General features: G+C 69.3%; 26 protein-coding genes, 1 tRNA gene, 1 other RNA gene and 1 pseudogene. 8 read left to right on the top strand and 21 right to left on the bottom strand.

Translation table 11 applies throughout. The annotated features are described in order from the left end of the window. Positions 1-211: 211 nt before the first annotated feature. Entirely contained in the window at positions 212-679 is a 468-nt protein-coding gene (locus tag Sp245p_RS06970) for a GNAT family N-acetyltransferase (RefSeq protein ID WP_244439292.1), read from the top strand. Here the strand turns inward: Sp245p_RS06970 and Sp245p_RS06965 are convergent. The 5 genes from Sp245p_RS06965 to Sp245p_RS06950 form a co-directional block, all read right to left on the bottom strand. Continuing rightward, the gene (locus tag Sp245p_RS06965) at positions 648-1,586 is read right to left on the bottom strand and encodes a DMT family transporter (RefSeq protein ID WP_014240526.1); all 939 of its coding nucleotides are present in this window, start codon (positions 1,584-1,586) and stop codon (positions 648-650) included. The two genes, Sp245p_RS06970 and Sp245p_RS06965, sit on opposite strands and share 32 nt — an antisense overlap. Before the next feature lie 102 nt (positions 1,587-1,688). Continuing rightward, the gene (locus tag Sp245p_RS06960; RefSeq protein ID WP_014240525.1) at positions 1,689-3,185 is read right to left on the bottom strand and encodes a radical SAM protein; all 1,497 of its coding nucleotides are present in this window, start codon (positions 3,183-3,185) and stop codon (positions 1,689-1,691) included. A gap of 6 nt (positions 3,186-3,191) precedes the next feature. Continuing rightward, a complete protein-coding gene (locus Sp245p_RS34835) occupies positions 3,192-3,338 on the bottom strand; it encodes a hypothetical protein (RefSeq protein ID WP_158310396.1) in 147 nt (48 codons plus the stop codon). Continuing rightward, positions 3,335-5,314, bottom strand: a complete 1,980-nt coding sequence (gene asnB / locus Sp245p_RS06955; protein WP_109138425.1) for an asparagine synthase (glutamine-hydrolyzing) — start codon at positions 5,312-5,314, stop codon at positions 3,335-3,337. The genes Sp245p_RS34835 and asnB overlap by 4 nt, the downstream gene beginning before the upstream one ends. Positions 5,315-5,331: 17 nt before the next feature. Further along, entirely contained in the window at positions 5,332-5,670 is a 339-nt protein-coding gene (locus Sp245p_RS06950) for a hypothetical protein (protein WP_014240524.1), read from the bottom strand. Positions 5,671-5,858: 188 nt separating this feature from the next. On the opposite strand from Sp245p_RS06950, the gene Sp245p_RS06945 reads away from it, so the two are divergent. From Sp245p_RS06945 to Sp245p_RS06920, 6 genes are all read left to right on the top strand, one after another. Further along, positions 5,859-6,842, top strand: coding sequence for an SDR family NAD(P)-dependent oxidoreductase (locus Sp245p_RS06945; RefSeq protein ID WP_014240523.1), 984 nt, complete (start codon positions 5,859-5,861; stop codon positions 6,840-6,842). A 10-nt stretch (positions 6,843-6,852) separates the two neighbouring features. Then, positions 6,853-8,043, top strand: coding sequence for a glycosyltransferase family 4 protein (locus Sp245p_RS06940; RefSeq protein ID WP_244947645.1), 1,191 nt, complete (start codon positions 6,853-6,855; stop codon positions 8,041-8,043). Beyond that, on the top strand, positions 8,040-9,071 hold the full coding sequence (locus tag Sp245p_RS06935) for an MraY family glycosyltransferase (RefSeq protein ID WP_109138423.1): 1,032 nt from the start codon (positions 8,040-8,042) through the stop codon (positions 9,069-9,071). Before Sp245p_RS06940 ends, Sp245p_RS06935 begins: the two co-directional genes overlap by 4 nt. After that, positions 9,071-10,024, top strand: coding sequence for an NAD-dependent epimerase/dehydratase family protein (locus tag Sp245p_RS06930; RefSeq protein ID WP_014240520.1), 954 nt, complete (start codon positions 9,071-9,073; stop codon positions 10,022-10,024). Before Sp245p_RS06935 ends, Sp245p_RS06930 begins: the two co-directional genes overlap by 1 nt. Positions 10,025-10,095: 71 nt before the next feature. Beyond that, the gene (locus Sp245p_RS06925) at positions 10,096-12,081 is read left to right on the top strand and encodes a polysaccharide biosynthesis protein (RefSeq protein WP_014240519.1); all 1,986 of its coding nucleotides are present in this window, start codon (positions 10,096-10,098) and stop codon (positions 12,079-12,081) included. Between the two features lie 162 nt (positions 12,082-12,243). Further along, positions 12,244-12,318 (top strand) — tRNA-Thr (locus tag Sp245p_RS06920). Between the two features lie 192 nt (positions 12,319-12,510). Here Sp245p_RS06920 and pal read toward each other — a convergent pair. The 16 genes and pseudogenes from pal to Sp245p_RS06845 form a co-directional block, all read right to left on the bottom strand. Next, positions 12,511-12,987 carry a peptidoglycan-associated lipoprotein Pal gene (pal, locus tag Sp245p_RS06915; protein WP_014240517.1) on the bottom strand — a complete coding sequence of 159 codons (477 nt, stop codon included), beginning with the start codon at positions 12,985-12,987 and terminating at the stop codon, positions 12,511-12,513. A 148-nt stretch (positions 12,988-13,135) separates the two neighbouring features. Further along, a complete protein-coding gene (gene tolB / locus Sp245p_RS06910; RefSeq protein WP_014240516.1) occupies positions 13,136-14,488 on the bottom strand; it encodes a Tol-Pal system beta propeller repeat protein TolB in 1,353 nt (450 codons plus the stop codon). Positions 14,489-14,490: 2 nt separating this feature from the next. Continuing rightward, the gene (locus Sp245p_RS06905) at positions 14,491-15,648 is read right to left on the bottom strand and encodes an energy transducer TonB (protein ID WP_014240515.1); all 1,158 of its coding nucleotides are present in this window, start codon (positions 15,646-15,648) and stop codon (positions 14,491-14,493) included. Positions 15,649-15,676: 28 nt separating this feature from the next. Continuing rightward, a complete protein-coding gene (gene tolR / locus Sp245p_RS06900) occupies positions 15,677-16,159 on the bottom strand; it encodes a protein TolR (RefSeq protein WP_014240514.1) in 483 nt (160 codons plus the stop codon). A 1-nt stretch (position 16,160) separates the two neighbouring features. Continuing rightward, entirely contained in the window at positions 16,161-16,883 is a 723-nt protein-coding gene (gene tolQ / locus Sp245p_RS06895; protein WP_014240513.1) for a protein TolQ, read from the bottom strand. A 5-nt stretch (positions 16,884-16,888) separates the two neighbouring features. Continuing rightward, positions 16,889-17,368: a tol-pal system-associated acyl-CoA thioesterase gene (ybgC, locus tag Sp245p_RS06890; protein ID WP_109138422.1), complete on the bottom strand. Its 480-nt coding sequence runs from the start codon at positions 17,366-17,368 to the stop codon at positions 16,889-16,891. Then, a complete protein-coding gene (gene ruvB, locus Sp245p_RS06885) occupies positions 17,361-18,452 on the bottom strand; it encodes a Holliday junction branch migration DNA helicase RuvB (RefSeq protein WP_014240511.1) in 1,092 nt (363 codons plus the stop codon). The genes ybgC and ruvB overlap by 8 nt, the downstream gene beginning before the upstream one ends. Then, positions 18,449-19,078, bottom strand: coding sequence for a Holliday junction branch migration protein RuvA (ruvA, locus tag Sp245p_RS06880; RefSeq protein ID WP_014240510.1), 630 nt, complete (start codon positions 19,076-19,078; stop codon positions 18,449-18,451). The genes ruvB and ruvA overlap by 4 nt, the downstream gene beginning before the upstream one ends. Next, positions 19,075-19,551, bottom strand: a complete 477-nt coding sequence (locus Sp245p_RS35645) for an endonuclease domain-containing protein (protein WP_275042729.1) — start codon at positions 19,549-19,551, stop codon at positions 19,075-19,077. Before Sp245p_RS35645 ends, ruvA begins: the two co-directional genes overlap by 4 nt. A gap of 96 nt (positions 19,552-19,647) precedes the next feature. Continuing rightward, a pseudogene (gene ruvC, locus Sp245p_RS35640) lies at positions 19,648-20,157 on the bottom strand (crossover junction endodeoxyribonuclease RuvC); the annotation flags it as partial. Positions 20,158-20,186: 29 nt separating this feature from the next. After that, positions 20,187-20,939: a YebC/PmpR family DNA-binding transcriptional regulator gene (locus tag Sp245p_RS06870; protein ID WP_014240508.1), complete on the bottom strand. Its 753-nt coding sequence runs from the start codon at positions 20,937-20,939 to the stop codon at positions 20,187-20,189. A gap of 200 nt (positions 20,940-21,139) precedes the next feature. Beyond that, positions 21,140-21,961 (bottom strand): TIGR00282 family metallophosphoesterase, encoded by an 822-nt coding sequence (locus Sp245p_RS06865; protein WP_014240506.1) that lies wholly within the window; start codon positions 21,959-21,961, stop codon positions 21,140-21,142. Positions 21,962-21,973: 12 nt separating this feature from the next. Then, positions 21,974-22,582, bottom strand: coding sequence for a 5-formyltetrahydrofolate cyclo-ligase (locus Sp245p_RS06860; protein ID WP_014240505.1), 609 nt, complete (start codon positions 22,580-22,582; stop codon positions 21,974-21,976). Between the two features lie 39 nt (positions 22,583-22,621). Beyond that, positions 22,622-22,781, bottom strand: a non-coding RNA gene (ssrS, locus tag Sp245p_RS06855) — 6S RNA. Between the two features lie 13 nt (positions 22,782-22,794). After that, complete coding sequence (locus Sp245p_RS06850; protein ID WP_014240504.1) at positions 22,795-23,109, bottom strand: cell division protein ZapA; 315 nt, start codon at positions 23,107-23,109, stop codon at positions 22,795-22,797. Positions 23,110-23,112: 3 nt separating this feature from the next. Next, the gene (locus tag Sp245p_RS06845; protein WP_014240503.1) at positions 23,113-23,337 is read right to left on the bottom strand and encodes a hypothetical protein; all 225 of its coding nucleotides are present in this window, start codon (positions 23,335-23,337) and stop codon (positions 23,113-23,115) included. Positions 23,338-23,670: 333 nt separating this feature from the next. Between Sp245p_RS06845 and tkt the strand changes: the two genes are divergently transcribed. After that, positions 23,671-25,683, top strand: coding sequence for a transketolase (gene tkt, locus Sp245p_RS06840; protein WP_014240501.1), 2,013 nt, complete (start codon positions 23,671-23,673; stop codon positions 25,681-25,683). The last annotated feature ends 33 nt before the right edge of the window (positions 25,684-25,716 follow it).

The following is a 25,716-nucleotide window of genomic DNA, read 5'->3' as shown; positions in this document are numbered from 1 at the left end:
TGCTGTCGAAAAGGCCGAAGCCCGGCGGATTAGGCCATCTTGCGGGTCCGAGGGTCCGACGACACGCCCGTCGTCGACGGACTCCTCGGGTCTTACGGGGATTGAATCTGTCAGGCGTTGTAGCGGAGCATGCGGGCGCGCTCAAGGGAAGGAATTGAGGCTTTTTCTCATGGAAGCCCTTCTCCCGCCGCAATTGATAAGGACGGACCGCGTGACACAGGACAACACCCGGGACAGCATGATGGCCGGGCTGACCCTCTCCCTCTCCGGGCGGTTCGACCCGGACGAGGTGAAGCAGATCCACGGCGAACTGCGCGCCTTCAACGAGCGCTTCACCGCCCCCTACGACCTGCGGGAGATCATGATCACCATCCGCGATGCGGACGGGGCGCTGATGGCCGGGCTGACCGGCTACACGAATTGGGAGTGGCTGTACGTGGACTATCTGTGGGTCCATGACAGCCGTCGCGGCAGCGGCTTGGGCGCCCGCCTGCTCGCCGCCGCGGAGAATGAGGCGGTGGAACGCGGCTGCCGCTGGTCGCGCCTCTACACCTACGATTTCCAGGCGCCGGGCTTCTACCGCAAGCAGGGCTACGAGGTGTGGGCGGAGATGGAAGGCTACCCGCCGGGGCACACGCAGATCTGGCTCAGGAAGGCTCTGCGGCGGGACGCGGAATAGCCTGCACGGCGGACTCGTTGCGCTTCAGGAAGACGATCACCGCGCAGACCACCACCATCCCGGCGAGTTGCGGCGGCTCGAAGGTTTCGCCCAGCAGCAGGAAGGCCGTCACCCCGGCGAAGACGGGATCGAGCATGCCGATCACCGTCGCCGGGAACGGCTCGATGGTCTTCAGCCCTTCCAGATAGAGCCAGTAGGGCGCCACCGTGCCGAAGACGCCGATGAACAGCACGAAGCCCACCGTCTCCCAGGTCACCTCAACCGCCGCGTAATCAATGGCAGGGGTGGCGAGCAGCCAGAACAGCGCCGACAGGAAGAAGGGCCAGAAGGTCATCGACCAGCTGTCCAGCCCCCGCCGGTGGCCGTGGGCGCAGCGGACGTTGTACGCGGCGAAGCACACGGCGCAGAGCATGCCCACCGCCGCCCCCAGCGCGTTGCCCGACCACAGGGCCGGGTCGTAGGCGCCGACCAGCAGGAAACAGCCGGCGGCGTTGCCCGCCAGGATCTGCGCCACCGCCCAATTCATCCGGTGGGTGCCCAACACCAGCCCGGCGGCCACGATCAGCATGGGCGCGGTGTATTCCAGCATCAGCGCCAGCGCCACGTTGGTCAGGGCGATGGCGTAGAAGAAGGTCAGGTTGACCAGCGTCAGCCAGACCGCCAGCTCCCCCAGGAACGGCAGGTCCGCCCGCCGCACCCGGATCGGCCGGCCGAGCGCCAGCATGATCACAGCCAGCACGGCGGCGGACACCATGGCGCGCACCGCGATCATGACCAGCGGCGGCATGGAGGCGACGAACATCATCTTGGCCGCCGTCCCGGCCACGCCGAACAGCAGGGCGGAGGCGACGATGCAGCCATAGCCCCACAGGCGCGCCGGGGGCGCCTTCACCGCATCAATCGCCATCGCCCTGCCCCGCCGTTTCGCTTTTGCCGCTTTGAAGGAAAGCCAACGATAGCGTGGGCGCCGGAGCGAACCCAATGCGGCAAATCGGTCGTCGCAGAACGTTCAGGATGTGAGCGCTGCCCGCAATCGGCGAGCCGCCCGCCGCAGGAACGACGGCGATGGAGCGGGAGCCGAGGCGTTCCCCGGGCTCGCTGCCTCTGCCGGCGGCGGCTCGGCCAAGGCGGCGCAAGACTGGGCGATCTGCGGCTGCATGGCCCGCGCCGTCCGGCCATATATTCCTGCTCCGACCAACCGGTCGGCCATGTCCCGCAAGGTCTCGAAGATCACACGCGCCCGCGGGGTGTCCCCATCATGCATGTGCGCGACCAGCCCCGCCGCGCAGAAGAGTCCGAGCGGATCGATGGGAATCTCACGCCCGAACTTCCGTCCCCCGCCCCGGACATAGTCGGCGACAGACTCGATGCTCGTCCCTCGCGGTCCATACTTGCTTTCCAGCCGCCGCTCCAATTCGGAAAAGGACGCCTTGGCTTCCGCCAGACGCCCGCCGATCAAGGCATCGTTGACGAGGGCGAGCAACATGCTCTCCGTCGGGCGGTCATGCGCGATCAGGTGCGGACCGACGCACCGCACCGGCACCTCCAGCGCCTCGAAAACAGGATTGGCCCGCGCGCACCACTCCGCGTAATCAGCCCGTGTGAAGATGCGATCGATTCCGCGTGACCCGCAGGATTCGCAAAGCGCACTTTCCCGGCGGTGCTGGTTCACCTCCTCCACCGCCAGACCGTCGAAGGCGGGCGCGACGTTGAACTGGCGGTCGTAGCTTGAGCAACACAGCTTCAACGCACCGTCCACATCGATGTCGATGCGCTCTTCGATGAGCGAGCAGGAACCGCCGGCCGGCGCTGCCGCGGCAATCCGAAGCTGCTCCTCAACCGGCACCACCAGCCGGCTCAGGATCGGGGCGTCGTTGGGGAAAACGCGGCCGCTCGCCATTTCCACAAGCTTCTCGACCGGAGCAAAGAAGGCCAGGGACGGCACGAACTCGAATCGAAGCTCTTCGCAATAGGCCGCCATGGCGGAGAATTCGTCCGCCCCGGCATTGTGTCGGTACGTGATGTAGTGCACGAGGACACGGGCCGCGCTGCCCGTCCGGTCGATCGCCTCGGACAGCGCCGCCATGTTGCGCTTGACCGTCTCGATATCCCCGCCGGCGTGGCCCTCTTCGTAAATTGGCTGGGAAAAGCCCGACAGGCTGACGACGATCTCGTCCACCCCGGCCTGAAGAACCGCGTCGAGGTTGCGGACATGGTTGAGGTTGCTGGAAATCCCGGCGACATAGCCGCGCCGTTTCACCTCGGCGATCAGATCCGGCAAGGCCGTGTGGATGAAAGGTTCGCCCCAGCTGTAAAGGCAGACCATAACCTCGGCCGGGTCGCGTTCGATCCAGCCGTCCACCCAGTCGAGGGTCTGCCGGAGCCGGTTGAGCGGCATGGTGCCGCCAATGCTGCCGCTCCGCCGCCCACCTTCAGCGTTGCCGACCGCGCAGGAAGGGCACCGGAGGTTGCAGGTTCCCACCACCTCAATCTGAACTGCGTACATGATGGATCAGGCCTGCTGTCCGTCTTTTTCGCGCCCGCGCGCCTGTTCCTTGCGCTTGCGCAGGTTCTCGCGCAAGCGGGCGGCGAGCCGGTCCTGCTTGTCGTCCTTTTTCGGCGGTGCAGCGGGTGTCTTGGTCGTCTCGTCGGTCGTCATGCGGCGCTCGCGGCAAGCGGGGCCGGGGCGGAGGCGCTGCCCCAGCGGCGGTTCCAGTCCTGGAACATCAGCACGTTCCAGAGCCGGTGCTGGTTGTTGCGGGTCCCGGCCAGATGTTCCGCCCAGCAGGCGCGGATCGGCGCGGGGTCGAAGAAGCCTTCCCGGCGCAACCGCCCCTCGTCCAGCAAATCCTCCGCCCAGTCGCGCAGCGGGCCGCGCAGCCAGCCGTCCAGCGGGATGGCAAAGCCGGCCTTGGGCCGCTCCACGAGGGCCGGCGGGACATGGCGGTAGAGCGCTTGGCGCAGCAGCCACTTGCCCTTGCCGTCGCGCAGCTTCTGCGATTGCGGCACGCGCCAGGCGAACTCCACCACCCGATGGTCGAGCAGCGGCACGCGCGCCTCCAGCGACACGCCCATGCTGGCGCGGTCCACCTTCGCCAGGATGTCGTCCGGCAGATAGGTGACGCTGTCGAGATGCTGCATCCGTTCGACGAAATCCGGGATGCCCGCCGCCAGCCCATCGTCCCAGGCCGGACCATGCGGCTCCCGCCCGCCGCGGACCAGCGCGTCGGGGTCCTGCCACTGGCTGACCAGACGGCGGTAGATGGCGTCCGGCCCGGCGGCGTCCAGCACGCCGGCCAGCTTGTGCAGCTTGTCGCCGGTCTGGCGCGGGCGGCGCCCCTCGGGGATCAGCCCGGCCAGCGCGTCCCAGCCCGTGGGCCGGACGGCGCGGATCAGCCCGGCGGCGCCCCGGCGCAGCCCGGCGGGCAAAGGCGCCATGCGCCGCCACAGGGCGGGCGCCGTGAGATAGCGGTTGTAGCCGGCGAACAGCTCGTCCCCGCCATCGCCGGACAGGGCCACGGTGACGGAGCGCCGGGTCATCTCCGACACCAGCAGCGTCGGGATCTGCGAGCTGTCGGCGAAGGGTTCGTCGTACCAGTCGGCCAGCTTGGGAATGACCTCCAGCGCGTGGCTGGCCTCCACCCGAAGCTCGGTGTGCTCGGTGCCGAGATGCGCGGCGACGGCGCGGGCGTGCACCGCCTCGTCGTAGCCATCCTCGCCGAACCCAATGGTGAAGGTGCGCACGGGCCGGGTGCTCTGCGCCTGCATCAGCGCGACGACGGTGGAGCTGTCGATCCCGCCGGACAGGAAGGCGCCCAGCGGCACGTCGGCCATCATCTGCCGCCCGACCGCATCCTTGAGCAGGGACTCCAGTGCGTCCGTCGCCTCGGCGTCGGACAGCGACAGCCGGTCGGCGATGCCGGCCCGTGCCGCCGCACCGGCGTCCCAATAGACGGTGCGCTCGGGTTCGCGTCCCGGACGGACGGTCAGGATGCTGCCCGGCTCCAGCTTGTGGACGCCCTGGTAGATGCTGTGTGGCGCTGGGACGTAGCTGAAACGGAGATAGGCGGACAGGGCATCGCGGTCGATCTCCGCCGCGAAGGCTGGATGGGCGCGCAGCGCCTTCGGCTGGGAGCCGAACAGCAGCGCCCCGCCCATGCGCGCCCAATAGAGCGGCTTCACGCCCAGATGGTCGCGCACGAGGTAAAGGGTGCGCTCGCGCCGGTCCCACAGGGCGAAGGCGAAGATGCCGACCAGCCGCCGCACGGTGCGTTCCACGCCCCAGGCGGCGCAGCCCTCCAACAGCACTTCGGTGTCCGAATGGCCGCGGAACCGGTGGCCGGCGGCTTCGAGTTCCGCCCGCAGGTCCTGGAAATTGTAGATCTCGCCGTTGTAGACGATGACCCAGCGCCCGTCCGCCGACTCCATCGGCTGGCGGCCCAGCGGCGACAGTTCCACGATGGCGAGCCGCCGGTGGCCGAGCGCGACCCCGGCCTCCCCGTCGGCCCACACGCCGTCCCCATCGGGGCCGCGGTGGGCGATGGTGTCGGCCATGCGCCGTGCTGTGGCCTCAAGCCCGAACTCGGAGCCCGCTCCGGAGCTGGGGCCGGCCAGGAAGCCGCAGATGCCGCACACGGCGCGCGCCCTCGCCCTTAGTGGTCGGACCGGTGCAGGATGCTGTCGCGCAGCCCCGTCTCGTAGGCCATGCCCTCGGCGGTCACGACCCCGTAACCGGCATCGCGGCGCAGCATGCCCTTGCGCTCAAGAATGGTCCAGACGGCCTCGTTGGTCAGGCCGGTGGCGTCGCGGGAGGCGACGACCGCGCTGCCCAGATGGAAATGGTTGCCATGGGCGTGCGGCAGATTGGTGACCTGGAAGGCCCCTTCCTCCCCCTCGACCGGCTTCTGCTCCAGACGGGCAAGCTCCTGAAGAAGGGTCAGCGTCTTGAGCTGCAGCGGGTTGAGGTTCGCTGGATTCTTTTTCGGCGGCATGGATGTCCGGCTCGGCAACGTGATTAAGGTTGCGGCAGTAGATCGGGTGCGCCCGGCGGCTGTCAAGCGGTGGAGGATTTTTGCGGACTGGCGTCCTGCCACGGGCTCGGGCATAAGACGGGCTGGAGGCGCGCGCATTCCTTTCATCCCTGGGTCTGGCCGGCGCGCGCCCGTCAAGGGTGGTGGATATGACGATCGTGGTCACCGGCGCGGCCGGTTTCATCGGCTCGCACGTCGCGGCGGCCTTGCTGGATCGCGGCGAGACGGTGTTGGGGATCGACAACCTCAACGACTACTATTCCGTGGCGTTGAAGGAGGCACGGCTGGCCCGCCTCGCCGCCCGACCCGGCTTCCGTTTCGTCAAGACCGACGTGTCCGACCGCACCGCCATCGAGGCGCTGGACCCCGATTTCGCCGAGGCGACCGGCGTCGTGCATCTGGCCGCCCAGGCCGGCGTGCGCTATTCGCTGGAGAACCCCTACGCCTATGTGGACGCCAACGTCACCGGCCAGGTGGCGATGCTGGAAGCCGCGCGGCGCATGCCGAAGCTGAAGCATTTCGTCTACGCCTCCACCTCCTCCGTCTACGGCGCCAACAAGAAGATGCCCTTCTCGGTGGAGGACCGCGTCGACTCCCCCATGTCCATCTACGCCGCGACGAAGAAGGCGGCGGAAATGATGACCTACGCCTACTGCCACCTCTACAAGTTTCCGGCGACCGGCTTGCGCTTCTTCACCGTCTACGGCCCCTGGGGACGCCCGGACATGGCCGCCTATCTGTTCGCCGACGCGATCATGGCGGGCCGCCCGATCCGCGTCTTCAACGAGGGCCGGATGAAGCGCGACTTCACCTTCGTCGAGGACATCGCCGCGGGCGTGCTGGCGGCGCTGGACCGCCCGGCGGCGGCCGACGCCAACGGCGCGCCGCACACCGTCTACAACCTCGGCAACAACCGGACCGAGGATCTGATGCGCTTCATCGGCATCATCGAAGAGTCGCTGGGCCGCGAGGCGGTGAAGGTCATGGAGCCGTTGCAGATGGGCGACGTGCCGGAAACCACCGCCGACATCGAGGCGAGCCGCCTCGACCTGGGCTATGAGCCGAAGACGCCGATCGACGTCGGCCTGCCCCGCTTCATCGCGTGGTACAAGGACTATCACGGCATTGCCTGAGGCCCGCCCCGTGAGCAGCAGACCCGCAAACGCCGGCCGCAAGCTGATCTATCTGGTGACGGAGGACTGGTACTTCTGGTCCCACCGCCTGCCCATGGCCCGCGCCGCCCGCGAGGCCGGGTTCGAGGTCGCCGTCGCCACCCGCGTCGACAAGCACGGCCCCCGCATCGAGGCGGAGGGTTTCCGCGTGCTGCCCCTGTCCTGGCAGCGCCGCAGCATCAACCCGGCGGGCGCCCTGTCCGCCGTGGCGGAGATCGCCGCGCTGTACCGGCGGGAGGCCCCGGATCTGGTCCACCATGTCGCCATGAAGCCGGTGCTGCTGGGCGGGCTGGCCGCCGGGCTGGCCGGGGTGCCGGCGGTGGTGAACGCGCTGACCGGGCTGGGCTCCGCCTTCCTCGGCACCGGCGGGCTGAAGTCCCGCGTCGCCGGGGCCGCCGCCCGCCCGCTGCTGCGCACCGTGCTGAAGCGCCCGAACAGCCTGACCATCCTGCAGAACGAGGACGACCGGCAGACTCTGGTGGCCGCCGGATTGCTTCCCGACGAGCGCGCCTGGATCATCCGCGGCTCCGGCGTCGACACCGCCCATTATCAGGTGCTTCCCGAGCCGCCGGAGCCGCCGGTGACGGTGGGCTGCGTCGCCCGGCTGCTCGCCGACAAGGGCGTCGGTCCGCTGGTCGAGGCGCAGCAGACCCTGCGGACCAAGGGGCTTGACGTCCGGCTGCTGCTGGCCGGCACGCCCGATCCGGAAAACCCGACCTCCGTGACCCAGGCCGAACTGGACCGCTGGGCCGCCCTGCCCGGCGTCGAATTGCCCGGCCACAGCGCCGACGTGCGGCAGGTCTGGGCGCGTTGCCACATCGCCGTGCTGGCCTCCCGCCGCGAGGGGCTGCCGAAGAGCCTGCTGGAGGCCGCGGCCTGCGGACGGGCCATCGTCGCCACCGACGTGCCGGGATGCCGCGAGGTGGCCCACGCCGGCGAGAACGCCCTGCTGGTCCCGCCCGACGACGCCGCGGCCCTGGCCGGGGCGTTGGAGGTGCTGGTGCGCGACTCCGCCCTGCGCCGGCGCTTCGGCGCCGCCAGCCGGCGTCTGGTCGAATCCGACATGGCGTCCGACCGGGTGGGCGCGAAGACGGTCGAGCTGTACCATCGGCTGCTGGCGTCCACCCAGCCCGGCACCGCCCCGGTCGCGGAGGCATCATGAGCGGCCCCCTGGCATTATTCCTCGCCTTGGCCGGCAGCTTCGCGCTGTCCTGGCTGCTCACCGGACGCGTGCTCGCCTACCTGCGGCGCAAGGCGATCCTCGACCACCCGAACGACCGTTCCAGCCATTCCATTCCGACGCCGCGCGGTGGCGGCTGGGGCGTCATGCTGACGCTGCTGCCCGTCTGGACGCTCATCGCGATGACGGCGGACCATCCGCTGCGCGCGCTGCCGATTCTGGCCGGAGCGGTGGCGCTGATGGCGGTGTCCTGGATGGACGACCGGCGCGGGCTGGGTCCGGCGCCGCGATTCCTCGCCCAGATCGCCGCGGTGGTCGCGGGGCTGACCGCGCTTCCCGGGGGCGCGCTTCCCGGCGGCCCTCTTCCCGGAGACGGTCTGGTTTTCCAGGGACTGTTGCCCTTCTGGGCGGACCGGCTGGTGGCCGCGGTCGGCTGGCTGTGGTTCGTGAACCTGTTCAACTTCATGGACGGCATCGACGGTCTGGCCGGCAGCGAGGCGGCGTCCATCGGCGCGGGGCTGGCGCTGGTCGCGGCGCTCGGCGCGCTCGACCCGGCGCTGGCCCTCTACGGGCTGGCCGCGGCGGGAGCGGCGCTGGGCTTCCTGGTGTGGAACTGGCACCCCGCCAAGCTCTTCATGGGCGATGTCGGCAGCGTGCCGCTGGGCTTCACGCTGGGCTGGCTGCTGCTGGTCCTGGCGGCGTCGGGGCTGTGGGTCGCCGCCCTGCTGATCCCCGCCTATTTCCTGGCCGACGCCACCATCACGCTGCTGCGTCGTCTGGCCGAGGGCAAGAAGGTCTGGCAGGCCCACCGTGAGCATTTCTATCAGAAGGCCACCCAGCGCGGGCGCAACCACGCCCAGGTGGTTCGGCTGGTCCTGGCGCTGAACGGCACGCTGCTGCTGCTGGCGGTGGCGTCGCTGGCGCTCGGCTGGACGGTGCTGCCGGCGGGAGGTGGCGCGGTCGTGCTGCTGCTGGCCCTGTTGGCGCGGCCTGTGCGGGCGGCCGCGTGATGCGCGTCCTGGTCACCGGGGCCACCGGTTTCGTCGCGCGGACGGTCATCCCCCTGCTGGTGGAGCGCGGGCACAGCGTGCGCGCCGTCGTGCGCCGCCCCGACATTCCGGTTCCGCACGCCGCCGACACCGTCACCATCGGCGACATCGGTCCCGCCACCGCCTGGGGCAACGCGCTCCAGGGCATGGACGCGGTGGTCCATCTGGCCGCCCGCGTCCACGTCATGCGCGACCGCGAATCCGATCCGCTGGCCGCCTTCCGCCGCGTCAACACCGCCGGCACCCGCGTGCTGGCCGAGGCCGCCGCCGCCGCGGGCGTCAAGCGGATGGTCTATCTCAGCAGCGTCAAGGCGCTGGCCGACGAGAGCCGCCCCGACGAGCTGAGCGAGGAGACGGAGCCCGATCCCCATTCCCCCTACGGCATCTCCAAGCTGGAGGCCGAACGGGCGCTGGCGGAGATCTCGGCCCGCACCGGGCTGGAGGCCGTGGTGATCCGTCCGCCGCTGGTCTACGGCCCCGGCGTGGGCGGCAACTTCCTGCGGCTGATGCAGGCGGTGGACCGCGGCATCCCCTTGCCGCTGGGCGCCCTGGAGAACCGGCGCAGCCTGATCTTCGTGGGCAATCTCGCCGACGCCATCCAGGAATGCCTGACCCACCCGCAGGCGGCGGGCGGGCGGTTCCTGGTCCATGACGGACGACCGATGTCCACGGCGGAGCTGGTGCGGGCCATCGCGGAGGCGTTGGGCAAGCCCGCGCGCCTTCTGCCCGTGCCGCCGTCCCTGCTGGCGCTCGCCGCGCGGCTGGCCCGGCGGGAGGCCATGCTGGACCGCGTCGCCGGCTCGCTGGTGATCGACGACGGGGCCATCCGCCGCGCTCTGAACTGGCGTCCGCCCTGCTACCCCGCGTACGGCTTGCGCCTGACCGCCGAATGGTTCAAAGCTGTGCGCGGCTGAACGGCCAGGATGGGGCTGGGATTTTCCGAAAGGGAACGGCCCCGGCGAAGCGATAGTCTAAGGTAAAGCGCATGCGTATCCCGTCTCCGCGGGCGTCCCTCGTCTACCTGCACGATCTGACGATGACGGCCGCCGCCCTGGTCGTGGCTCTGTATCTGCGTGTGGGCGAGCAGGCGTTCCAGGAATACAGAGACCCGCTGCTGACGGGACTGCCCATCCTGGTGCTGATCGCGGCGGTGGTGTTCCGCTTCTCGGGCCTGTACCGCGGCATCTGGCGCTACGCCTCCGTCCCCGATCTGGCGCAGCTCCTGCGCGCGGTCACGACGGTCGTGCTGTGCTTCCTGGCGGTCATGTTCCTGCTGACCCGGCTGGAGGCCCTGCCCCGCTCCCTGCCGGTGATCCTGTGGTTCGTGCAGCTCGTCCTGCTGGGCGGCCCGCGCTTCGCCTACCGTCTCGTGAAGGACCGCCGGCTGGGCCTGCATGACCGGGATTCGACGGGGGTGCCGCGCATTCCGGTGCTCCTGCTGGGCGTCAGCGACGCGGCGGAACTGTTCATCCGCTCGCTGGACCAGAACGCCGGCGCCGCCTACCGGGTGGTCGGCCTGCTGGACGACAAGAACCGGCGCATCGGCCACGCCATCCGCGGCGTGCCCGTCCTGGGCGGCCCCGACGACCTGCCCCGCGTGGTCGAGGATCTGGCGCAGCGCGGCGACCGCCCGCAACGCCTGATCGTCGCCAAGGGTCAGGCCGACGTGCCCGGCACCGTGCTGCGCGACCTGCTGGAACAGGCGGAATCGCTGGGCCTGTCCATGGCCCGCCTGCCCAGCCTGACCGAGTTCAAGTCGGCGCTGGGGGAAGGCAAGATCGAGGTGCGCCCGATCGCGCTGGAGGATCTTCTGGGCCGTCCCCAGGCGGTTCTCGACCGCGGCGCCATCGCCAGCCTCGTCACCGGACGGCGCGTCGTCGTCACCGGAGCGGGCGGCACCATCGGCAGCGAGCTGGTCCGCCAGATCGCCGCCCTCCAGCCGGAGACGCTGACCCTCGTCGATGCCGGGGAGTTCAACCTCTACAGCATCGAGATGGAGGTGCGGGAGCGCTTCCCCGCCCTGGCGCTCCAGGCGGTGATCGCCGACGTGCGCGACCGCGACCGCATCTTCCGCCTGTTCCAGACGCAACGCCCGCACATGGTCTTCCACGCCGCGGCCCTGAAGCATGTGCCGCTGGTGGAGGCCAACCCGTCGGAAGGCGCGCTGACCAACGTCATCGGCACCCGCAATGTCGCCGACGCGGCGCGGGCCAACGGCTGTCAGGCGATGGTCCTGGTGTCCACCGACAAGGCGATCCGCCCGACCAGCGTGATGGGCGCCACCAAGCGCTTTGCCGAATGCTACTGCCAGGCGCTCGACATGCTGCCGCCGCGCGACGGCGGCGAGACGGCAACCCGCTACATGACGGTCCGCTTCGGCAACGTGCTGGGCTCCAGCGGGTCGGTGGTGCCGCTGTTCACCCGCCAGCTCGCCAAGGGCGGCCCGCTGACCGTCACCCACCCCGACATGCGTCGTTACTTCATGACGGTGCGCGAGGCGGTGGAACTGGTGCTCCAGGCCTCTGCCCACGGCGTGGCCCGCCTGGAGGAGCGTGGCAAGGTGCTGGTGCTCGACATGGGCGAGCCGGTGAAGATCGTCGACCTCGCCCGGCAGATGATCCGGCTGGCCGGCTACCGGCCCGGCCACGACATCAAGATCGAGTTCACCGGCCTGCGCCCGGGCGAGAAGCTGTTCGAGGAGATCCTGACCTCGACCGAGGCTCCGACACGCACGGAGGCCGACGGCGTGTTCCTCGCCTCCCCCCGCGTGATCGACTACGCCCTTATCAACCGCGCCCTGGGCGAGCTGGAAACGGCCGCGCGGGCCGGGGACGCGGAGCGGGTGATGACGATCCTGTCCAACATCGTCCCCGACTTCCGCGCGGAGGCCGTCCTGCCGCCGCCGAGCGCCTTCGGCAACGCCGTGGCGGGCGGTGAGGCCGGGGCGCTGAACCAGGGCGGCTCCGACTGATCGACCGGGAAACGGACGTGACCATGGGCGGGGAATTCCCCGCCCATTTTTCTTTGCCGCGAAGGCACTTCATCGCTTGCATCGGCGCAAAGCCTATGGCATAACCCGCGCCACTTCGACGGTTGGCCGCAAGTTCTTCCCGGCCACAGACACCGTCCCGGCGCTGCCGTAGCTCAGTGGTAGAGCACTCCCTTGGTAAGGGAGAGGTCGAGAGTTCAATCCTCTCTGGCAGCACCATCCTCCCCCTTCGTTGTTTCTTTGAGATTGCTGAAGCGCAGCCGTTGACCGGCTTGCGTGGTTTTTTGCGTTCTGCATTCAGAGATGGGGACTTTGTCCACACCCCAACCCTCCCCACCGTCCCAAAAGAAAAACGCCGCCCCGGATCGCTCCGGAGCGGCGTTTTCCTTGGAACCCGGACGGGCGCCGTCGTTAGTCGACGACGGTCACGCCACGGCGGTTCTGCGCCCAGGAGGCCTCGTTCGAGCCGAGGACCGCCGGCTTCTCCTTGCCGTAGGAGATGACCTTGACGCGCGAGGCGTTGATGCCGCCGGCGACGAGGTAGTTCTTCACCGAGTTGGCGCGACGCTCACCCAGGGCGAGGTTGTACTCGCGGGTGCCGCGCTCGTCAGCGTGGCCTTCGACGGTCACGGTGACGTTCGGGTACTGCTTCAGCCAGGAAGCCTGACGGTCCAGGGTGGCGCGAGCCTCCGGAGCCAGGTCGTAGCGGTCGAGACCGAAGAACACGCGGTCGCCGACGTTGACGACCAGGTCTTCCTGCGAGCCCGGGCGGATCTGGCTGGACGTGGCGGCGCCATTGGCGTTGGCGTTGCCGGCATCCTTCGGAGCGGTTTCGCAAGCGGCAACCAGAGCGACGGCCGCGATCAGGCTCAGATACTTGATACGCATGTTAAATGACCCCCTAAGCGACACGATATGTTTTGACCGGATTGTGGAGGAAGAACGCCGCCGACTTCCGCCAGACCCCGACGGAAGTACCGACTTCCGGCCTTCGTCTTGAGCGTCGTTCTTGCGCGCGCAAAATAGGGCTACTCCACTAGGGAATCAAGGGCGACCATGCGGGATCGGAGCCGTCGAGCGGAGTGATCACACGGCGTTCGTTTGCGCCCGTCACGTCGATGGTGTAGAGCTTCGCGCTTCGCCCGCGGCCGTCCCCGGCCGGAACATCGCGGAAGAAGCTCAGCACGCGGCCGTTCGGCGCCCAGGTCGGGCCTTCCACGTGGAACGACTCGGTCAGGATGCGCTCGCCGGTGCCGTCCGGACGGATCACGCCGAGCGCGAAGCTGCTGCCCCGCTGGCGGGTGAAGGCGATCAGGTCGCCGCGCGGCGACCACACCGGCGTGCCGTAGCGGCCCTCGCCGAAGGTCAGGCGCTTCTGCCCCGAACCGTCCGCGTTCATGATGTAGAGCTGCTGGCTGCCGCCGCGGTCCGACTCGAAGACGATGCGCTGGCCGTCCGGCGAGTAGCTGGGGCCGGTGTCGATGCCCGGCGAATCGGTGAGCTGGGTCTGGCGGCGGGTCCGCAGGTCCAGGGCGTAGATGTCGGTGTTGCCGTTCTGCGCCATGCTCATGACGACCTTGTTGCCGTCCGGCGAGAAGCGCGGGGCAAAGGTCATGCCGACGAAGTCGCCGAGGACTTCCTGGCGACCGCTGTCGATGTTGAACAGGTACACACGCGGCTTCTTGTTGAAGTACGACATGTACGTGATTTCCTGGGTCGCCGGCGAGAAGCGCGGCGTCAGGACGAGGTTCTTGCCGTCGGTCAGGAACTGATGGTTCTCACCGTCCTGATCCATGATGGCGAGTTGCTTCTTGCGCGCGTTGGCCGGGCCGGATTCGGCCACATAGACGATGCGCGTGTCGAAATAGCCCTCTTCGCCGGTCAGCCGCTTGTAGATGGCGTCGGCGATAATGTGGGCGATGCGGCGCCAGCTGTCGGCGGTCGCGGTGTAGCTCAGCCCCTGCATGTACTGGCCGGCGGCGACGTCCCACAGGCGGAAGTCGACCTTCATGCGGCCGTCGCCCATGGCGGTGGTGTTGCCGGCGACCAGCGCCTGGGCGCCGACGGCGCGCCAGTCCTGGTAGCGCGGCTCGCCGGAGCGGAGCTGGTCGGGGGTCTGCAGGAAGCCCTTGGGGTCGAGCGGCCGGAACAGGCCCGACCGCTCCAGATCGGCGGCGACCACCTTGGAGATGTCCGAGCCGACCTGCGCCTCGCGCCCGCCGGCACCGGCGAAGCTGGTGATGGCGATCGGCAGCGGCTCGACCACGCCCTTGGTGATGTCGATTCGCACCTCGGCGCGGGCCGGGGCGGGCGCCGCGACGCCGAGGGCGAGCAGCAGGGCGCCGGCGCAACCGGCGGCCTTCAGCAGGAGCCTCGTCTTCTTCGTCATCGTCAGAACATGTCCCTCGGGTCGAAATTGAACACGAAGTAACGCCACTCTTCATACCGGGCGGGCGTGAAGTCGCCGGAAAACTCGCTGATGGGCAGGGGGCTGGCCCGCTTCACCGCGCGCAGCGCGGCGTCGGCCGATGCCCGGAAGGCCGCGTCCGACATGTAGCGGGAGCGGTACCTCTCGTTGATCGTCGCGTTGAGGACCGAACCGTCGCGGCCCAGCTCAACGATGATCTCCACCTGCATGTTCCCGGCGTCCTTGCGGCCCGGGTCGAAGTTCCAGTTCTTGCTCACCGCGCCGCGGATGCCGTCGATGGCGCGCCCGGACGGCTTGAACGGCTTGTCGGGTCCGTTCACCGCCTTGGCCGCCCCTGAGGGCGCCGTCGAGGGCGCCGCCGATGCGGCGGCGTGCTGGGTCGGCTTGGCGTCGGCCTTGCTCTCGGACGCCGCCGGCTTGGCCGGGGCGTTCTTCTGAACGTTCTTCAGAAGGTCGGCCAACGCGTCGGTCTTCTCCGGCGGCTTCTCCGGCTTCTTCGGCTCGGCCTTCGGAGGCTCCGGCTTGGCCGGCTCGGGCTTCTTGGGCTCGGGCTTGGGCGGTTCCGGTTTGGCCGGTTCCGGCTTCGGCGGCTCGGGCTTCTTCGGCTCCGGCTTCGGGGGCTCGGGCTTGGGAGGCTCAGGCTTCGGCGGTTCCGGTTTGGGCGGCTCCGGCTTCGGAGGCTGCGGCTTCGGTTCCGGCTTGGGCTCGGGCGGCTTGACCACCGGCGCCGGCTCCGGATCGGGCGGCGGCGGGGGCGGTGCCGGCTTGGGCGGCGGCGGCGGTTCGCGCGCCGGGGGCGGCGTCACCTGGGCAACCTTGGGCGGCTCCGGAACCTTCGGCTCGGGCCGGGGCGGCGGCGGGGGCGGCGGCTCGCTGGCCGGCTCCGGCGGCGCGGGGGCCGGCGGGCTCGGCTTGGCCTCGGGAACCGGCGGCTTGGGCGCCGACGGCTTGGGCTCGCCCTTGTCGACGCGCGCGGCCTGCGTCACCTCGCCCATGTCCACGATCTCGATCGGGATGGACTCGGGGATGTCCAGCTTGCGATCGCTGGGCGGCATGCCGAGCACGAACAGCGCGACCAGCGCGACGTGCAGCGTTGCCGAGGCGATCAGGGGTTTGCGCATGGGTCAGCCTTCAACTCGCCGTGGCGTCTCAGCGCTGCGCCGAGCCGCCGACGCGCGGCCCGGTGGCGCCCGGCCCGCTGGGCATCTCGGCGACCAGCCCGACCTTCTTGAAGCCGGCGGCGCTCATGGTGCCCATCACCTCCAGCATCTTGCCGTAGGCGATCTTCGCGTCGCCGCGCACCAGGATGCGGGCGTCTGGGTTGTTGTTGGTGACGGCGATCAGCAGCGGCACCATGTTGGCCGTCTCCACCGCCGTCTCCTGCACATAGACCCGGCCGTCGGACTGGACGGTCACGAACAGCGGGTCCTTCTGCGCCTCCAGCGGGGCGGCGTTGGTCTTCGGCAGATCGACCGGCACGCCGACGGTCAGCAGCGGTGCCGCGACCATGAAGACGATCAGCAGCACCAGCATGACGTCGATGAAGGGCGTCATGTTGATGTCGGCCATCGCGCGGTATCCGCGGCGGCGGCCCCGACCGTGGCCGCCCTTTCCTGCGAGCTGGGCTCCCATGTCAGGCGGCTCCCCGCTCCTCGAGGTGGCGCGACAGGATCGCCGAGAACTCGCCCGAGAAGGTCTCCAGCCGGTCGGCGTAGCGGCCGAGGTCGGTGGTGAACTTGTTGTACGAGATCACGGCGGGAATGGCGGCCACGAGACCCAGCGCCGTGGCGAACAGCGCCTCGGCGATGCCGGGGGCGACGACGGCGAGGCTGGTGTTGCCCGACGCGGCGATGGAGGTGAAGGAGTTCATGATGCCCCACACCGTGCCGAACAGGCCGATGAAGGGGGCCGTCGAACCGACCGAGGCCAGGAAGGTCATGTAGCGCTCGGCGCGCAGCATCTCGCGCCCGATGGTCACCGACATGACGCGCTCGACCCGCTGCTGCAGCGAGCCCTTCATGGAGCCGATGCCGCGGTCGGCGGCGTGGCGCCATTCGCGCATGCCGGCGGCGAAGGTCGCCGACATCGGATCGCTCGGGTTCTGGCCGATGCGGTCGTACAGCGCGTCCAGCGAGCCGCCGGACCAGAAGCTCTCCTCGAAGGCGTCCGCCTGCGCGTTCAGGCGGCGGATGCGCATCAGCTTCTCGATGATGATGGCCCAGCACCACACCGAGGCAACCAGCAGCATCAGCATCACGACCTTGACGATCAGGTCGGCCTGCCAGAACAGGCCCCACATCGTGATGTCGTGAGCCTTCGCCGCGGCCCCGACCACCTGGGCGGAATTCAGATCCATCGCAGTCAGTCTCGCTTCTGCCTTTTGTACAAATCGATGAGCGCCTCGCGGACCGGCGCCGGAAGGCGCGCGGGACGTCCGGCCCGGTTACCGGCCAAATTGATCATCGCCAGCTGAATCACCGCCCGCGCGAGGTCGCGGCCGTCGCGACGGGCAAGTTGTGCAACTGCGAAGGAGGCACCGCCGGTATCGGTGATTCGCGTCACCACTTCAAGCGTATCCTCGAGCTTTGCGGGAGCGACAAAATCGATCTCCGCCCGTCGTACCGCAAATGACACACCGTCGCTTTCGGCCAGCCCGGCGTTGGTGAATCCGGTCAGCCGCAGCATCTCGGTGCGCGCCCGCTCGAAGAAGCGCAGGTAGTTGGCGTGATAGACCAGACCCCCGGCGTCCGTGTCCTCGTAGTAGACCCGCAAGCGCAGCCTGTGCTGCGCGTTCTCGTCAAACCAGCCCGAGAGATTCGCCATCCCGGTACCGTCAGACATCGCCGTCCTCCGGGTCCGGGTTCGCCTCCGACAGCCGGTCCAGCAGATCGAACTGGCGGGTCGGCGCCGACGGCGGGTTAAGGCCGAGATAGCGAAAGCCCTGGTCGGTCAGCATGCGCCCGCGCGGGGTCCGCTGCAGGAAGCCCTGCTGGATCAGGTAGGGTTCCACCACCTCCTCCAGCACGTCGCGCTGCTCGCCGAGTGCGGCGCCCAGCGTGTCCACGCCCACCGGGCCGCCGTTGTAGTTGTTGGCGATGATGCCGAGATAGCGCCGGTCCATGCTGTCGAGGCCGAGCCGGTCGACCTCCAGCCGGGTCAGGGCGGCGTCTGCGATGCGGGCGTCCACTTCCGGCACACCGGCCACCGAGGCGAAGTCGCGGACCCGGCGCAGCAGCCGTCCCGACACGCGCGGCGTCCCGCGCGAGCGGTTGGCGATCTCCCGCGCCCCTTCCGGCGTGATGAGCATGTTGAACACGGCCGCGGCGCGGCGGACGATCAGCTCCAGCTCGTCCGGTTCGTAGAATTGCAGCCGCACGGGGATGCCGAACCGTTCGCGCAAGGGGCGCGTGATCAGGCCGGACCGGGTGGTGGCGCCGACCAGCGTGAAGGGCGGCAGGTCGATCCGGATGGACCGCGCCGACGGGCCTTCGCCGATGATGAGGTCGAGCTGGAAATCCTCCATGGCGGGATAGAGCACCTCTTCCACGGCGGGATTAAGGCGATGAATCTCGTCGATGAACAGGACGTCGTGCGGCTGCAGGTTGGTCAGCAGCGCGGCGAGGTCGCCGGCCCGCGCAATGACCGGGCCGGAGGTCGCGCGAAAGCCCACCCCCAGCTCGCGCGAGACGATCTGGGCCAGCGTCGTCTTGCCCAAGCCCGGCGGCCCGAACAGCAGCACATGGTCCAACGCCTCGCCGCGGGAACGGGCGGCCTGGATGAAGATCGACAGGTTCTCGCGGGCCTGCCGCTGGCCGATGAACTCGGCGAGCGACAGCGGGCGGATCGAGGCTTCGCCGGAGTCGCCGGCGCCCCGCCCCGGTTGCACCAGCCGGTCGGGATCGGAGCCGTTCTGGTCGGCGGTCATTGGCTGAGTTCCTTGAGGCCATGGCGGATCAGCTCCGACACGCCGGCCCCGTCGCCCAGCTTGCGCCCGGCGGCCACGACGGCGCCGAACGCCTCCGACCGCCCGTAGCCGAGGTTGACGAGGGCCGAGACGGCGTCCGCCATGACCATGTTGTCAGGGCCGCCCGCCGCCGGCGCCGCCTTGCCGCCCGCCGCCGGAGCGGCGGCAGCCGAGGCGCCGAGGGTGAGGTTGCCCACCTTGTCCTTCAACTCGTTGACGATGCGCGCGGCCACCTTCGGCCCCACGCCGTCGGCGCGGGTGAGCGCCGTCTTGTCCTGCGCCGCGATGGCGCGGGTGAGCTGGTCCGGGTCGAGCACGCCGAGAATCGACAAGGCGAGGCGCGAGCCGACGCCCTGGATGGTGGTCAGCAGCCGGAACCAGTCGCGCTCGCCGGAATCGGCGAAGCCATAGAGGGTGATCCGGTCGTCGCGGATGAAGGTCTCGACGACCAGCGCCCGCCGCTCCCCCACTGTCATGCGCGACAGCGTGCGGTTGGAGCAGGCGACTTGGTAGCCGACCCCGTTGACGTCCACCACCACCCAGTCGGTCCCGACCGAATCCACGACACCGGTGAGCTTGGCGATCATGGGGAATTCTCCTTGTCCCTCAAACGCTGGAGGGGATCACGGCGCAACACGGTGGTCGCGGAAAGCACCGTGCGGATGGTTTCGAGAACGCCTTCCAGATTGTCGTTCACGTCGTTGTTCCAGAAGCGCAGCACACGGAAACCGGCCTGTTCCAGCATGCGCGTCCGGCGCTCGTCATAGGGCGCCTGATCGGCGTGCTGTCCGCCGTCCAGTTCGATCACCAACCGATGGTCGTGCGCGACGAAATCCACAATGAAGCCGACAATAGGTTCCTGCCGACGGAATTTGGCCCCCATCTGCGCGTTCCGCAAACGTTGCCATATGATCTTTTCCACCTCGGTGGAATCGCGCCGCATTTGAACGGCCCGATTGGTGTGCAAAGGCGCCGGCTTGTCCTTCGCAACCGGCAGCAACACCCCCTCTCCCCTCTGGGGAGAGGGTTGGGGTGAGGGGGTTGCGCGCGTGCCGGACATACCGCCATGCGCATCCCCCTCACCCGGCCCTACGGGCCACCCTCTCCCCGGAGGGGAGAGGGACTGCACGTCGCTCCGCCGCCACATCTGCCAGCTTGCGCGGTGATGCGCGTGGCAGATCGCCACGGCCAGGGCGTCCGCGGCGTCCGGCGTGGTGATGGCGCAGCCGGGAAGCAGCAGGCGCACCATGGCCTGCACCTGCGTCTTGTCGGCCCGGCCCTGCCCCACCACGGCCTTCTTCACCATGTTGTTGGCGTATTCCGCCACCGACAGCCCGGCCAGCGCCGGGACCAGCAGGGCCACCGCCCGCGCCTGCCCCAGCTTCAGCGTGGACACCGCGTTGTTGTTGACGAAGGTCTCCTCCACCGCCGCCTCGTCGGGGCGGTAGCGCTCCAGCACCCCGGTCAGCGCGTCGTGGATCTGGCACAGCCGTTCGGCCAGCGGACGGTCACCGTCGGAATGGACGGCGCCGTCCGCCACATGGGTCAGCCGGTTGCCGGACACGTCGATGACGCCCCAGCCGGTGTGGCGGAGGCCGGGGTCCAGCCCCAACAGGCGTACGGGCGGCTGTTGCGCCGCCCCGTTCCTTCCGGCCTGCCCAAGCACCCCGGTTCCCTCCGCTCCGCGGCCTGAAATCAGGCCGTCAGCTTCTGCATCAGCTCGTCGGAGATGTCGAAGTTGCCTTCGACGGTCTGGACGTCATCGTTGTCCTCCAGCACGTCCAGCAGCTTCATCAGGCTGGCGGCGGCGTCCTCGGACGGAGCGACGGTGTTCAGCGGCTTCCAGGTCAGGCGCGCGCTTTCCGCACCGCCGAACTTGGCCTCCAGCGCGTCGCGCACGATCGCGAAATTCTCCACCGTGGTGGTGACTTCGTGGCCGTTCTCGTCGGACGCCACGTCCTCGGCGCCGGCTTCCAGAGCCACCTCGAACACGGCGTCCGCGGCCGCCGCGGCGGCCGGGTAATAGATCGCGCCGACACGGCTGAACATGAAGCTGACCGAGTTCGTCTCGCCCAGCGAACCGCCATACTTGGTGAAGGCCGAGCGCACTTCCGACGCCGTACGGTTGCGGTTGTCGGTCAGCGCCTCGACGATCAGCGCGACGCCGCCGGGGCCGTAGCCCTCGTACCGCACCTCGTCGTAGTTCGCGTCATCGCCACCGCCGGGCGTGCCCTGCTTGATCGCGCGGTCGATGCGGTCGCGCGGCATGTTCTGCACGCGGGCCGCGGTGATCGCGGCGCGCAGGCGCGGGTTGGCCGCCGGGTCCGGCAGGCCGCCCTTGGCCGCCACGGTGATCTCGCGGGCGAGCTTGTTGAAGATCTTCGACCGCTTGGCGTCCTGCGCGCCTTTGCGGTGCATGATGTTCTTGAATTGGCTATGACCGGCCATGCGTCGAACGAGCCCCAGATGGATTCAAAGATACAAGGTCTTGTGAAACAGCTTGGTAAGCGGTGGGACACATGTACCAGCCTTTGTGCGCCACCGCACGCCCTAGGCGCCGGAGACGACACCTACCCATATAGAAAGTCAATATGGCAGTATTGGGGCGCCCCTTTTGCGCCCCGCGGGGCCGGAGCCGGTGGCGCCGCTCAGCCCCGGACCGGCATGGACTGGCTCAGCCGCCCGCCCAGCCGAACCGGCTGGATGCTGGTGGCGAGGCCGGTGCGGTCGTCCGTCTCGACGTAGCAGCCGCAGACCGTGCCCTCGCCTTCCGCCGGGCTCAGCCGCTCGGTCGGCAGCTTGCGGATCAGCTTGGCCATGGCGACCTCTTTCTTCATGCCGATGGCGCTGTCGTAGTCGCCGCACATGCCGGCGTCGGTCAGATAGGCGGTGCCGCCCTTCATCACCACATGGTCCGCCGTGGGAACATGGCTGTGCGTGCCGACCACCAGCGAGGCGCGGCCGTCGCAGAAATGGCCCATGATCATCTTCTCACTGGTCGCTTCGCCATGGACGTCGACCAGGATGGAGTCGGCGCCGTTGGGACCCAGCCGGTGGGCGCGCAGCACCCGGTCCACCGCCGCGAAGGGATCGTCCATCGGGTCCATGAACAGGCGCAGCATCACGTTCATCACCAGCACCTTGCGCCCGCCCCGCGCCTGCAGAAGCACGAAGCCGCGCCCCGGCGTGCCTTCCGGGTAGTTCAGCGGGCGGATGATGCGCGGCTGCTGGTCGATCGCCGCCACCAGCTCCTTCTGGTCCCAGCTGTGGTTGCCCAGCGTCACCACGTCCACGCCGGCCGCGAAGAACTCCTCGGCAATCTTCACGGTGATGCCGAAGCCGCCGGCGGCGTTCTCGCCGTTGACCACGGTCAGGTCGGGGTCCAGCCGGTCGCGCAGCATGGGCATGTGCGCGATCACCGCGTCGCGTCCCGACCGCCCCACCACATCACCGAGAAACAAAAGCCGCATCGTCCCCAACCTTCACTGCGTAAAGCGGAGCGTCTCGCGCTCCGTCAGAATCCAATCGAGCCGCTCGTCGTGCGCCCCGCAGGGCACCGCGTCCATCTCCTGCGCGGCGAAGGCCATGCCGACCGCCAGGACGGGACGGATTGCGCGCAGGGCGTCCAGCGTCCGGTCGTAGTAGCCGGCGCCGTAGCCCAGCCGGTGCCCGCTGCGGTCGAAGGCCAGCATCGGCACCAGAAGCACCGCCGGAACCACCTCGGGCCGGTCGGCGCCCGGCTCCTGGATGCCGTAGCGGCCGGCGGCCAGCGGCAGCGCCGGGTCCCAGTCACGGAAGGTCAACGCCTGCCCGCGCGGCCCGGACACCGGAAGCGCGATGGAGCGCCCGCCTGTCTTAAGCCCGCCCGTCCTAAGATGGAGCAGCAAAGGCCGCACGTCGAGTTCCGAACCGAGCGGCCAGTAACCGGCAACCGGGCCATCGGGGAGAAGCCCCGGTCGGACCAGTTCCTCCAGGAAGCGCTCGCGCAGAGCATCCGCGGCAAAAGCGCGCATCTGGTCGTCGCTGAGGGAATCGCGCCGGGCGCGCGCCTGGGCTCGGGCGGCGTCCTTGGCCGCGCGCGGGTCGGTCATCGTCGCCTGGAAACGTCGGGGAAAATCAGGAGAGAGGCGGAAGGTGCCGCCTTGGCCGTTGGCATTGCTTATCCTCCATGACCTGCAGAGCAGGTGGGCGCCGTGTACCCGGACCAGGGTCCGGACAGGGACAGCTCCCGAGAGTCTAAGATTATCGGCCCTGGGGATTATTGCGACCTGACGAACCAGGCAGCGACCTTCCAAGAGCTAACTTAGGCGCGCTCGAGCCGCGCGGCAACCTCTTCGATGCGCAAAGCGACATTGTCCACGGCGGCGGCCACCTCGGCCTCGTTGACCGTGGACAGCGGGGCGAGGCCGCGACCGGCCATCACATCCTGCATCTCGTCGGCCATGACGATGGCGGTGAGGACGAGCATCTGCGCCTCCGACCCGGATTTGCCGCCCCCGGTCACCTGCTTCAGCTTGGCGTCGACGAAGCCGGCCAGCTCACGCAGGCGGGCCTCCTGGCCGTCCTGGCAGAAGACGCGGTAGGCGCGCCCGTTCACCTCGATGTCCACCTGGGCCATGGCTCAATTCTCCAAAACCGCTTCGAGACGGCCGATGGCCGCCTCCAGACGCTTCGACACGGTTTCCGCGTTCTCCTGGGCCCGCGCCTGCTCGATGCGGGCCTCGCGCAGGGAATCGCTCAGCTCCTGCTCGCGCTTGGCCACCCGTTCCTCGCGGGCACACGCGGCATGCTCCAGACGATCCACGGCCTTGGAGAGGCGGTCGAGCGAGGCTTTCAGGGAATCCATGGGCGGGGAACCTTGACGGACGGATGGACGGCGGGCGGGCAGCAGTTCGCACATGCATAAAATGCCGAGCGCTACAGTTGGGCCGGCCATGCCGCGCCGTCAACCGGAATTACGCCGCAGATTGCGGTGGAAACGGCCCCTCCAAAATGCGCGGAAAGCCGGGCCGCCATCCCCATTCCCGTGTTGACCTGCGCACACGGCTTCTGCATGGTGCGCGCGTCCTGCGGGAACCCCTGGTTTCCCGCCCAATCGGTGTTGCCCGACCCCGCTCGGCCCAACCCCGTTCGAATTGCCCGCCTGCCCACGGGAACATTTCTTCAGGAACCCTGCCCGATGTCCGCTGCTTCCGCCGCCACCCCGCCCGCCCCCATCACCACCATGGCGAACGCCATCCGCGCGCTTTCCATGGACGCGGTGGAGGCCGCGAAGTCCGGCCACCCCGGCATGCCGATGGGCATGGCCGACGTGGCCACGGTGCTGTTCACGCGCTTTCTGAAGTTCAACCCGAAGCAGCCGGCCTGGGCCGACCGCGACCGCTTCATCCTGTCGGCCGGCCACGGCTCGATGCTGATCTACTCGCTGGGCTACCTGACCGGCTATGAGCGGATGACCATCGACGAGCTGAAGCGCTTCCGCCAGCTCGGCAGCCTGACGCCGGGCCACCCTGAGGTCGACCCCTCTCTGGGCATCGAGATGACCACCGGTCCGCTGGGCCAGGGCGTCTCCACCGCCGTCGGCTTCGCCCTGGCGGAGCGCATCACCAACGCCCGCTTCGGCGACGACCTGATCAACCACTTCACCTACGTCATCGCGTCGGACGGCGATCTGATGGAGGGCGTCAGCCACGAGGCCTGCTCGCTGGCCGGCCATCTCGGGCTGAACCGCCTGATCGTGCTGTGGGACGACAACCACATCTCCATCGACGGCTCGACCGACCTCAGCTTCACCGACGACACGCCGGCCCGCTTCCGCTCCTACGGCTGGAACACGGCGACCGTCGACGGCCACGATCCCGAAGCCGTCGCCAAGGCCATCGAGGCCGCGCAGACCTCCGACAAGCCGACGCTGATCGCCTGCCGCACCATCATCGGCAAGGGCGCCCCGAACAAGGCCAACACCCACGGCTGCCATGGCTCGCCGCTGGGCGCCGACGAGGTGGCCGCCACCCGCGAGAATCTCGGCTGGCCGCACGAGGCCTTCGTCGTCCCGCAGGACGTGCTGGACGCCTGGCGCGCCGCCGGCACCCGCGCCGACGCCGCCTACGCCGACTGGACGCAGCGCGTCGCGGCGATGGACCCCTCCGCCCGCAAGGCGTTCGAGGCGGCCATGGACCGCGGCGTTCCCGCCGGCCTGGACGAGCTGATCGCCGCCTTCAAGAAGAAGGTGTCGGAGGACAAGCCGAGCTGGGCGACCCGCGTCGCCTCGGGCAACGTGCTCGACATCCTGGTCCCGGCGGTGCCGGAGATGATCGGCGGCTCCGCCGACCTGACCCCGTCGAACAACACCAAGGCGAAGAACACCGCCGACGTGAAGGGCCGCGGCGAGTTCAACGGCCGCTACGTCCGTTACGGCGTGCGCGAGCACGGCATGGCCACCGTCATGAACGGCATGGCGCTGCACGGCGGCGTCATCCCCTACGGCGGCACCTTCATGCAGTTCGCCGATTACTGCCGCCCGTCGATCCGTCTCGCCGCGCTGATGAAGCAGCGCTCGATCTTCGTGATGACCCACGACTCGATCGGCCTCGGCGAGGACGGCCCGACCCACCAGCCGGTGGAGCATCTGGCCGCTCTGCGCGCCATCCCGAACCTGCTGACCCTGCGCCCGGCCGACGCCGTGGAAACCGCGGAGTGCTGGCAGATCGCGCTCGAGCGCGTCAACGGCCCCTCCGTCCTCGCGCTGACCCGCCAGAACGTGCCGACCCTGCGCACCGAGCATGCGGCGGAGAACCGCTCCGCCCGCGGCGGCTACGTGATCCTGGAGGCCGAGGGCGAGCGCAAGGTGACGCTGCTCGCCACCGGCTCGGAAGTCTCGCTGGCCGCCGAGGCCCGCAAGGCGCTGCAGGCCGAGGGCATCGGCGCCGCCGTGGTGTCGATCCCGAGCTTCGAGCTGTTCGAGGCGCAGGACGACGCCTACAAGGCTTCCGTTCTCGGCAGCGGCGTCCGCGTCGCGGTCGAGGCCGCCATCCGTCAGGGCTGGGACCGCTGGCTCGGCTATCCGGGCGCCACGGCCGTCGCCTTCGTGGGTATGAGCGGCTTCGGCGAGTCGGCTCCCTATCAGGAACTCTACAAGCACTTCGGCATTACCGCCGAGGCCGTGGTCGCCGCGGCGAAGGCGCGCCTGTAAAAGAGCGAGCGTTCGCGGGATCGGGCTCCGGGC

It is taken from the genome of Azospirillum baldaniorum (assembly GCF_003119195.2).
GTDB lineage: Bacteria > Pseudomonadota > Alphaproteobacteria > Azospirillales > Azospirillaceae > Azospirillum > Azospirillum baldaniorum.
This window is presented reverse-complemented; position numbering and strand designations above follow the sequence as displayed.

What these genes read in the sequence shown, in the direction of transcription:
- tkt (WP_014240501.1), top strand. Translation starts at nt 23,671, where the DNA reads ATGTCCGCTGCTTCCGCCGCCACCCCGCCCGCCCCCATCACCACCATG.
- Sp245p_RS06845 (WP_014240503.1), bottom strand. Translation starts at nt 23,337, where the DNA reads ATGGATTCCCTGAAAGCCTCGCTCGACCGCCTCTCCAAGGCCGTGGAT.
- ruvA (WP_014240510.1), bottom strand. Translation starts at nt 19,078, where the DNA reads ATGATCGCCAAGCTCACCGGTGTCGTGGATTCGGTCGGGACCGACTGG.
- ybgC (WP_109138422.1), bottom strand. Translation starts at nt 17,368, where the DNA reads ATGTCTGACGGTACCGGGATGGCGAATCTCTCGGGCTGGTTTGACGAG.
- Sp245p_RS06860 (WP_014240505.1), bottom strand. Translation starts at nt 22,582, where the DNA reads ATGACCGACCCGCGCGCGGCCAAGGACGCCGCCCGAGCCCAGGCGCGC.
- Sp245p_RS06850 (WP_014240504.1), bottom strand. Translation starts at nt 23,109, where the DNA reads ATGGCCCAGGTGGACATCGAGGTGAACGGGCGCGCCTACCGCGTCTTC.
- Sp245p_RS06935 (WP_109138423.1), top strand. Translation starts at nt 8,040, where the DNA reads ATGAGCGGCCCCCTGGCATTATTCCTCGCCTTGGCCGGCAGCTTCGCG.
- Sp245p_RS35645 (WP_275042729.1), bottom strand. Translation starts at nt 19,551, where the DNA reads ATGTCCGGCACGCGCGCAACCCCCTCACCCCAACCCTCTCCCCAGAGG.
- pal (WP_014240517.1), bottom strand. Translation starts at nt 12,987, where the DNA reads ATGCGTATCAAGTATCTGAGCCTGATCGCGGCCGTCGCTCTGGTTGCC.
- Sp245p_RS06960 (WP_014240525.1), bottom strand. Translation starts at nt 3,185, where the DNA reads ATGTACGCAGTTCAGATTGAGGTGGTGGGAACCTGCAACCTCCGGTGC.
- Sp245p_RS06930 (WP_014240520.1), top strand. Translation starts at nt 9,071, where the DNA reads ATGCGCGTCCTGGTCACCGGGGCCACCGGTTTCGTCGCGCGGACGGTC.
- Sp245p_RS34835 (WP_158310396.1), bottom strand. Translation starts at nt 3,338, where the DNA reads ATGACGACCGACGAGACGACCAAGACACCCGCTGCACCGCCGAAAAAG.
- tolB (WP_014240516.1), bottom strand. Translation starts at nt 14,488, where the DNA reads ATGACGAAGAAGACGAGGCTCCTGCTGAAGGCCGCCGGTTGCGCCGGC.
- Sp245p_RS06945 (WP_014240523.1), top strand. Translation starts at nt 5,859, where the DNA reads ATGACGATCGTGGTCACCGGCGCGGCCGGTTTCATCGGCTCGCACGTC.
- ruvB (WP_014240511.1), bottom strand. Translation starts at nt 18,452, where the DNA reads ATGACCGCCGACCAGAACGGCTCCGATCCCGACCGGCTGGTGCAACCG.
- Sp245p_RS06865 (WP_014240506.1), bottom strand. Translation starts at nt 21,961, where the DNA reads ATGCGGCTTTTGTTTCTCGGTGATGTGGTGGGGCGGTCGGGACGCGAC.
- Sp245p_RS06965 (WP_014240526.1), bottom strand. Translation starts at nt 1,586, where the DNA reads ATGGCGATTGATGCGGTGAAGGCGCCCCCGGCGCGCCTGTGGGGCTAT.
- Sp245p_RS06925 (WP_014240519.1), top strand. Translation starts at nt 10,096, where the DNA reads ATGCGTATCCCGTCTCCGCGGGCGTCCCTCGTCTACCTGCACGATCTG.
- tolQ (WP_014240513.1), bottom strand. Translation starts at nt 16,883, where the DNA reads ATGGATCTGAATTCCGCCCAGGTGGTCGGGGCCGCGGCGAAGGCTCAC.
- Sp245p_RS06870 (WP_014240508.1), bottom strand. Translation starts at nt 20,939, where the DNA reads ATGGCCGGTCATAGCCAATTCAAGAACATCATGCACCGCAAAGGCGCG.
- Sp245p_RS06905 (WP_014240515.1), bottom strand. Translation starts at nt 15,648, where the DNA reads ATGCGCAAACCCCTGATCGCCTCGGCAACGCTGCACGTCGCGCTGGTC.
- tolR (WP_014240514.1), bottom strand. Translation starts at nt 16,159, where the DNA reads ATGGGAGCCCAGCTCGCAGGAAAGGGCGGCCACGGTCGGGGCCGCCGC.
- Sp245p_RS06950 (WP_014240524.1), bottom strand. Translation starts at nt 5,670, where the DNA reads ATGCCGCCGAAAAAGAATCCAGCGAACCTCAACCCGCTGCAGCTCAAG.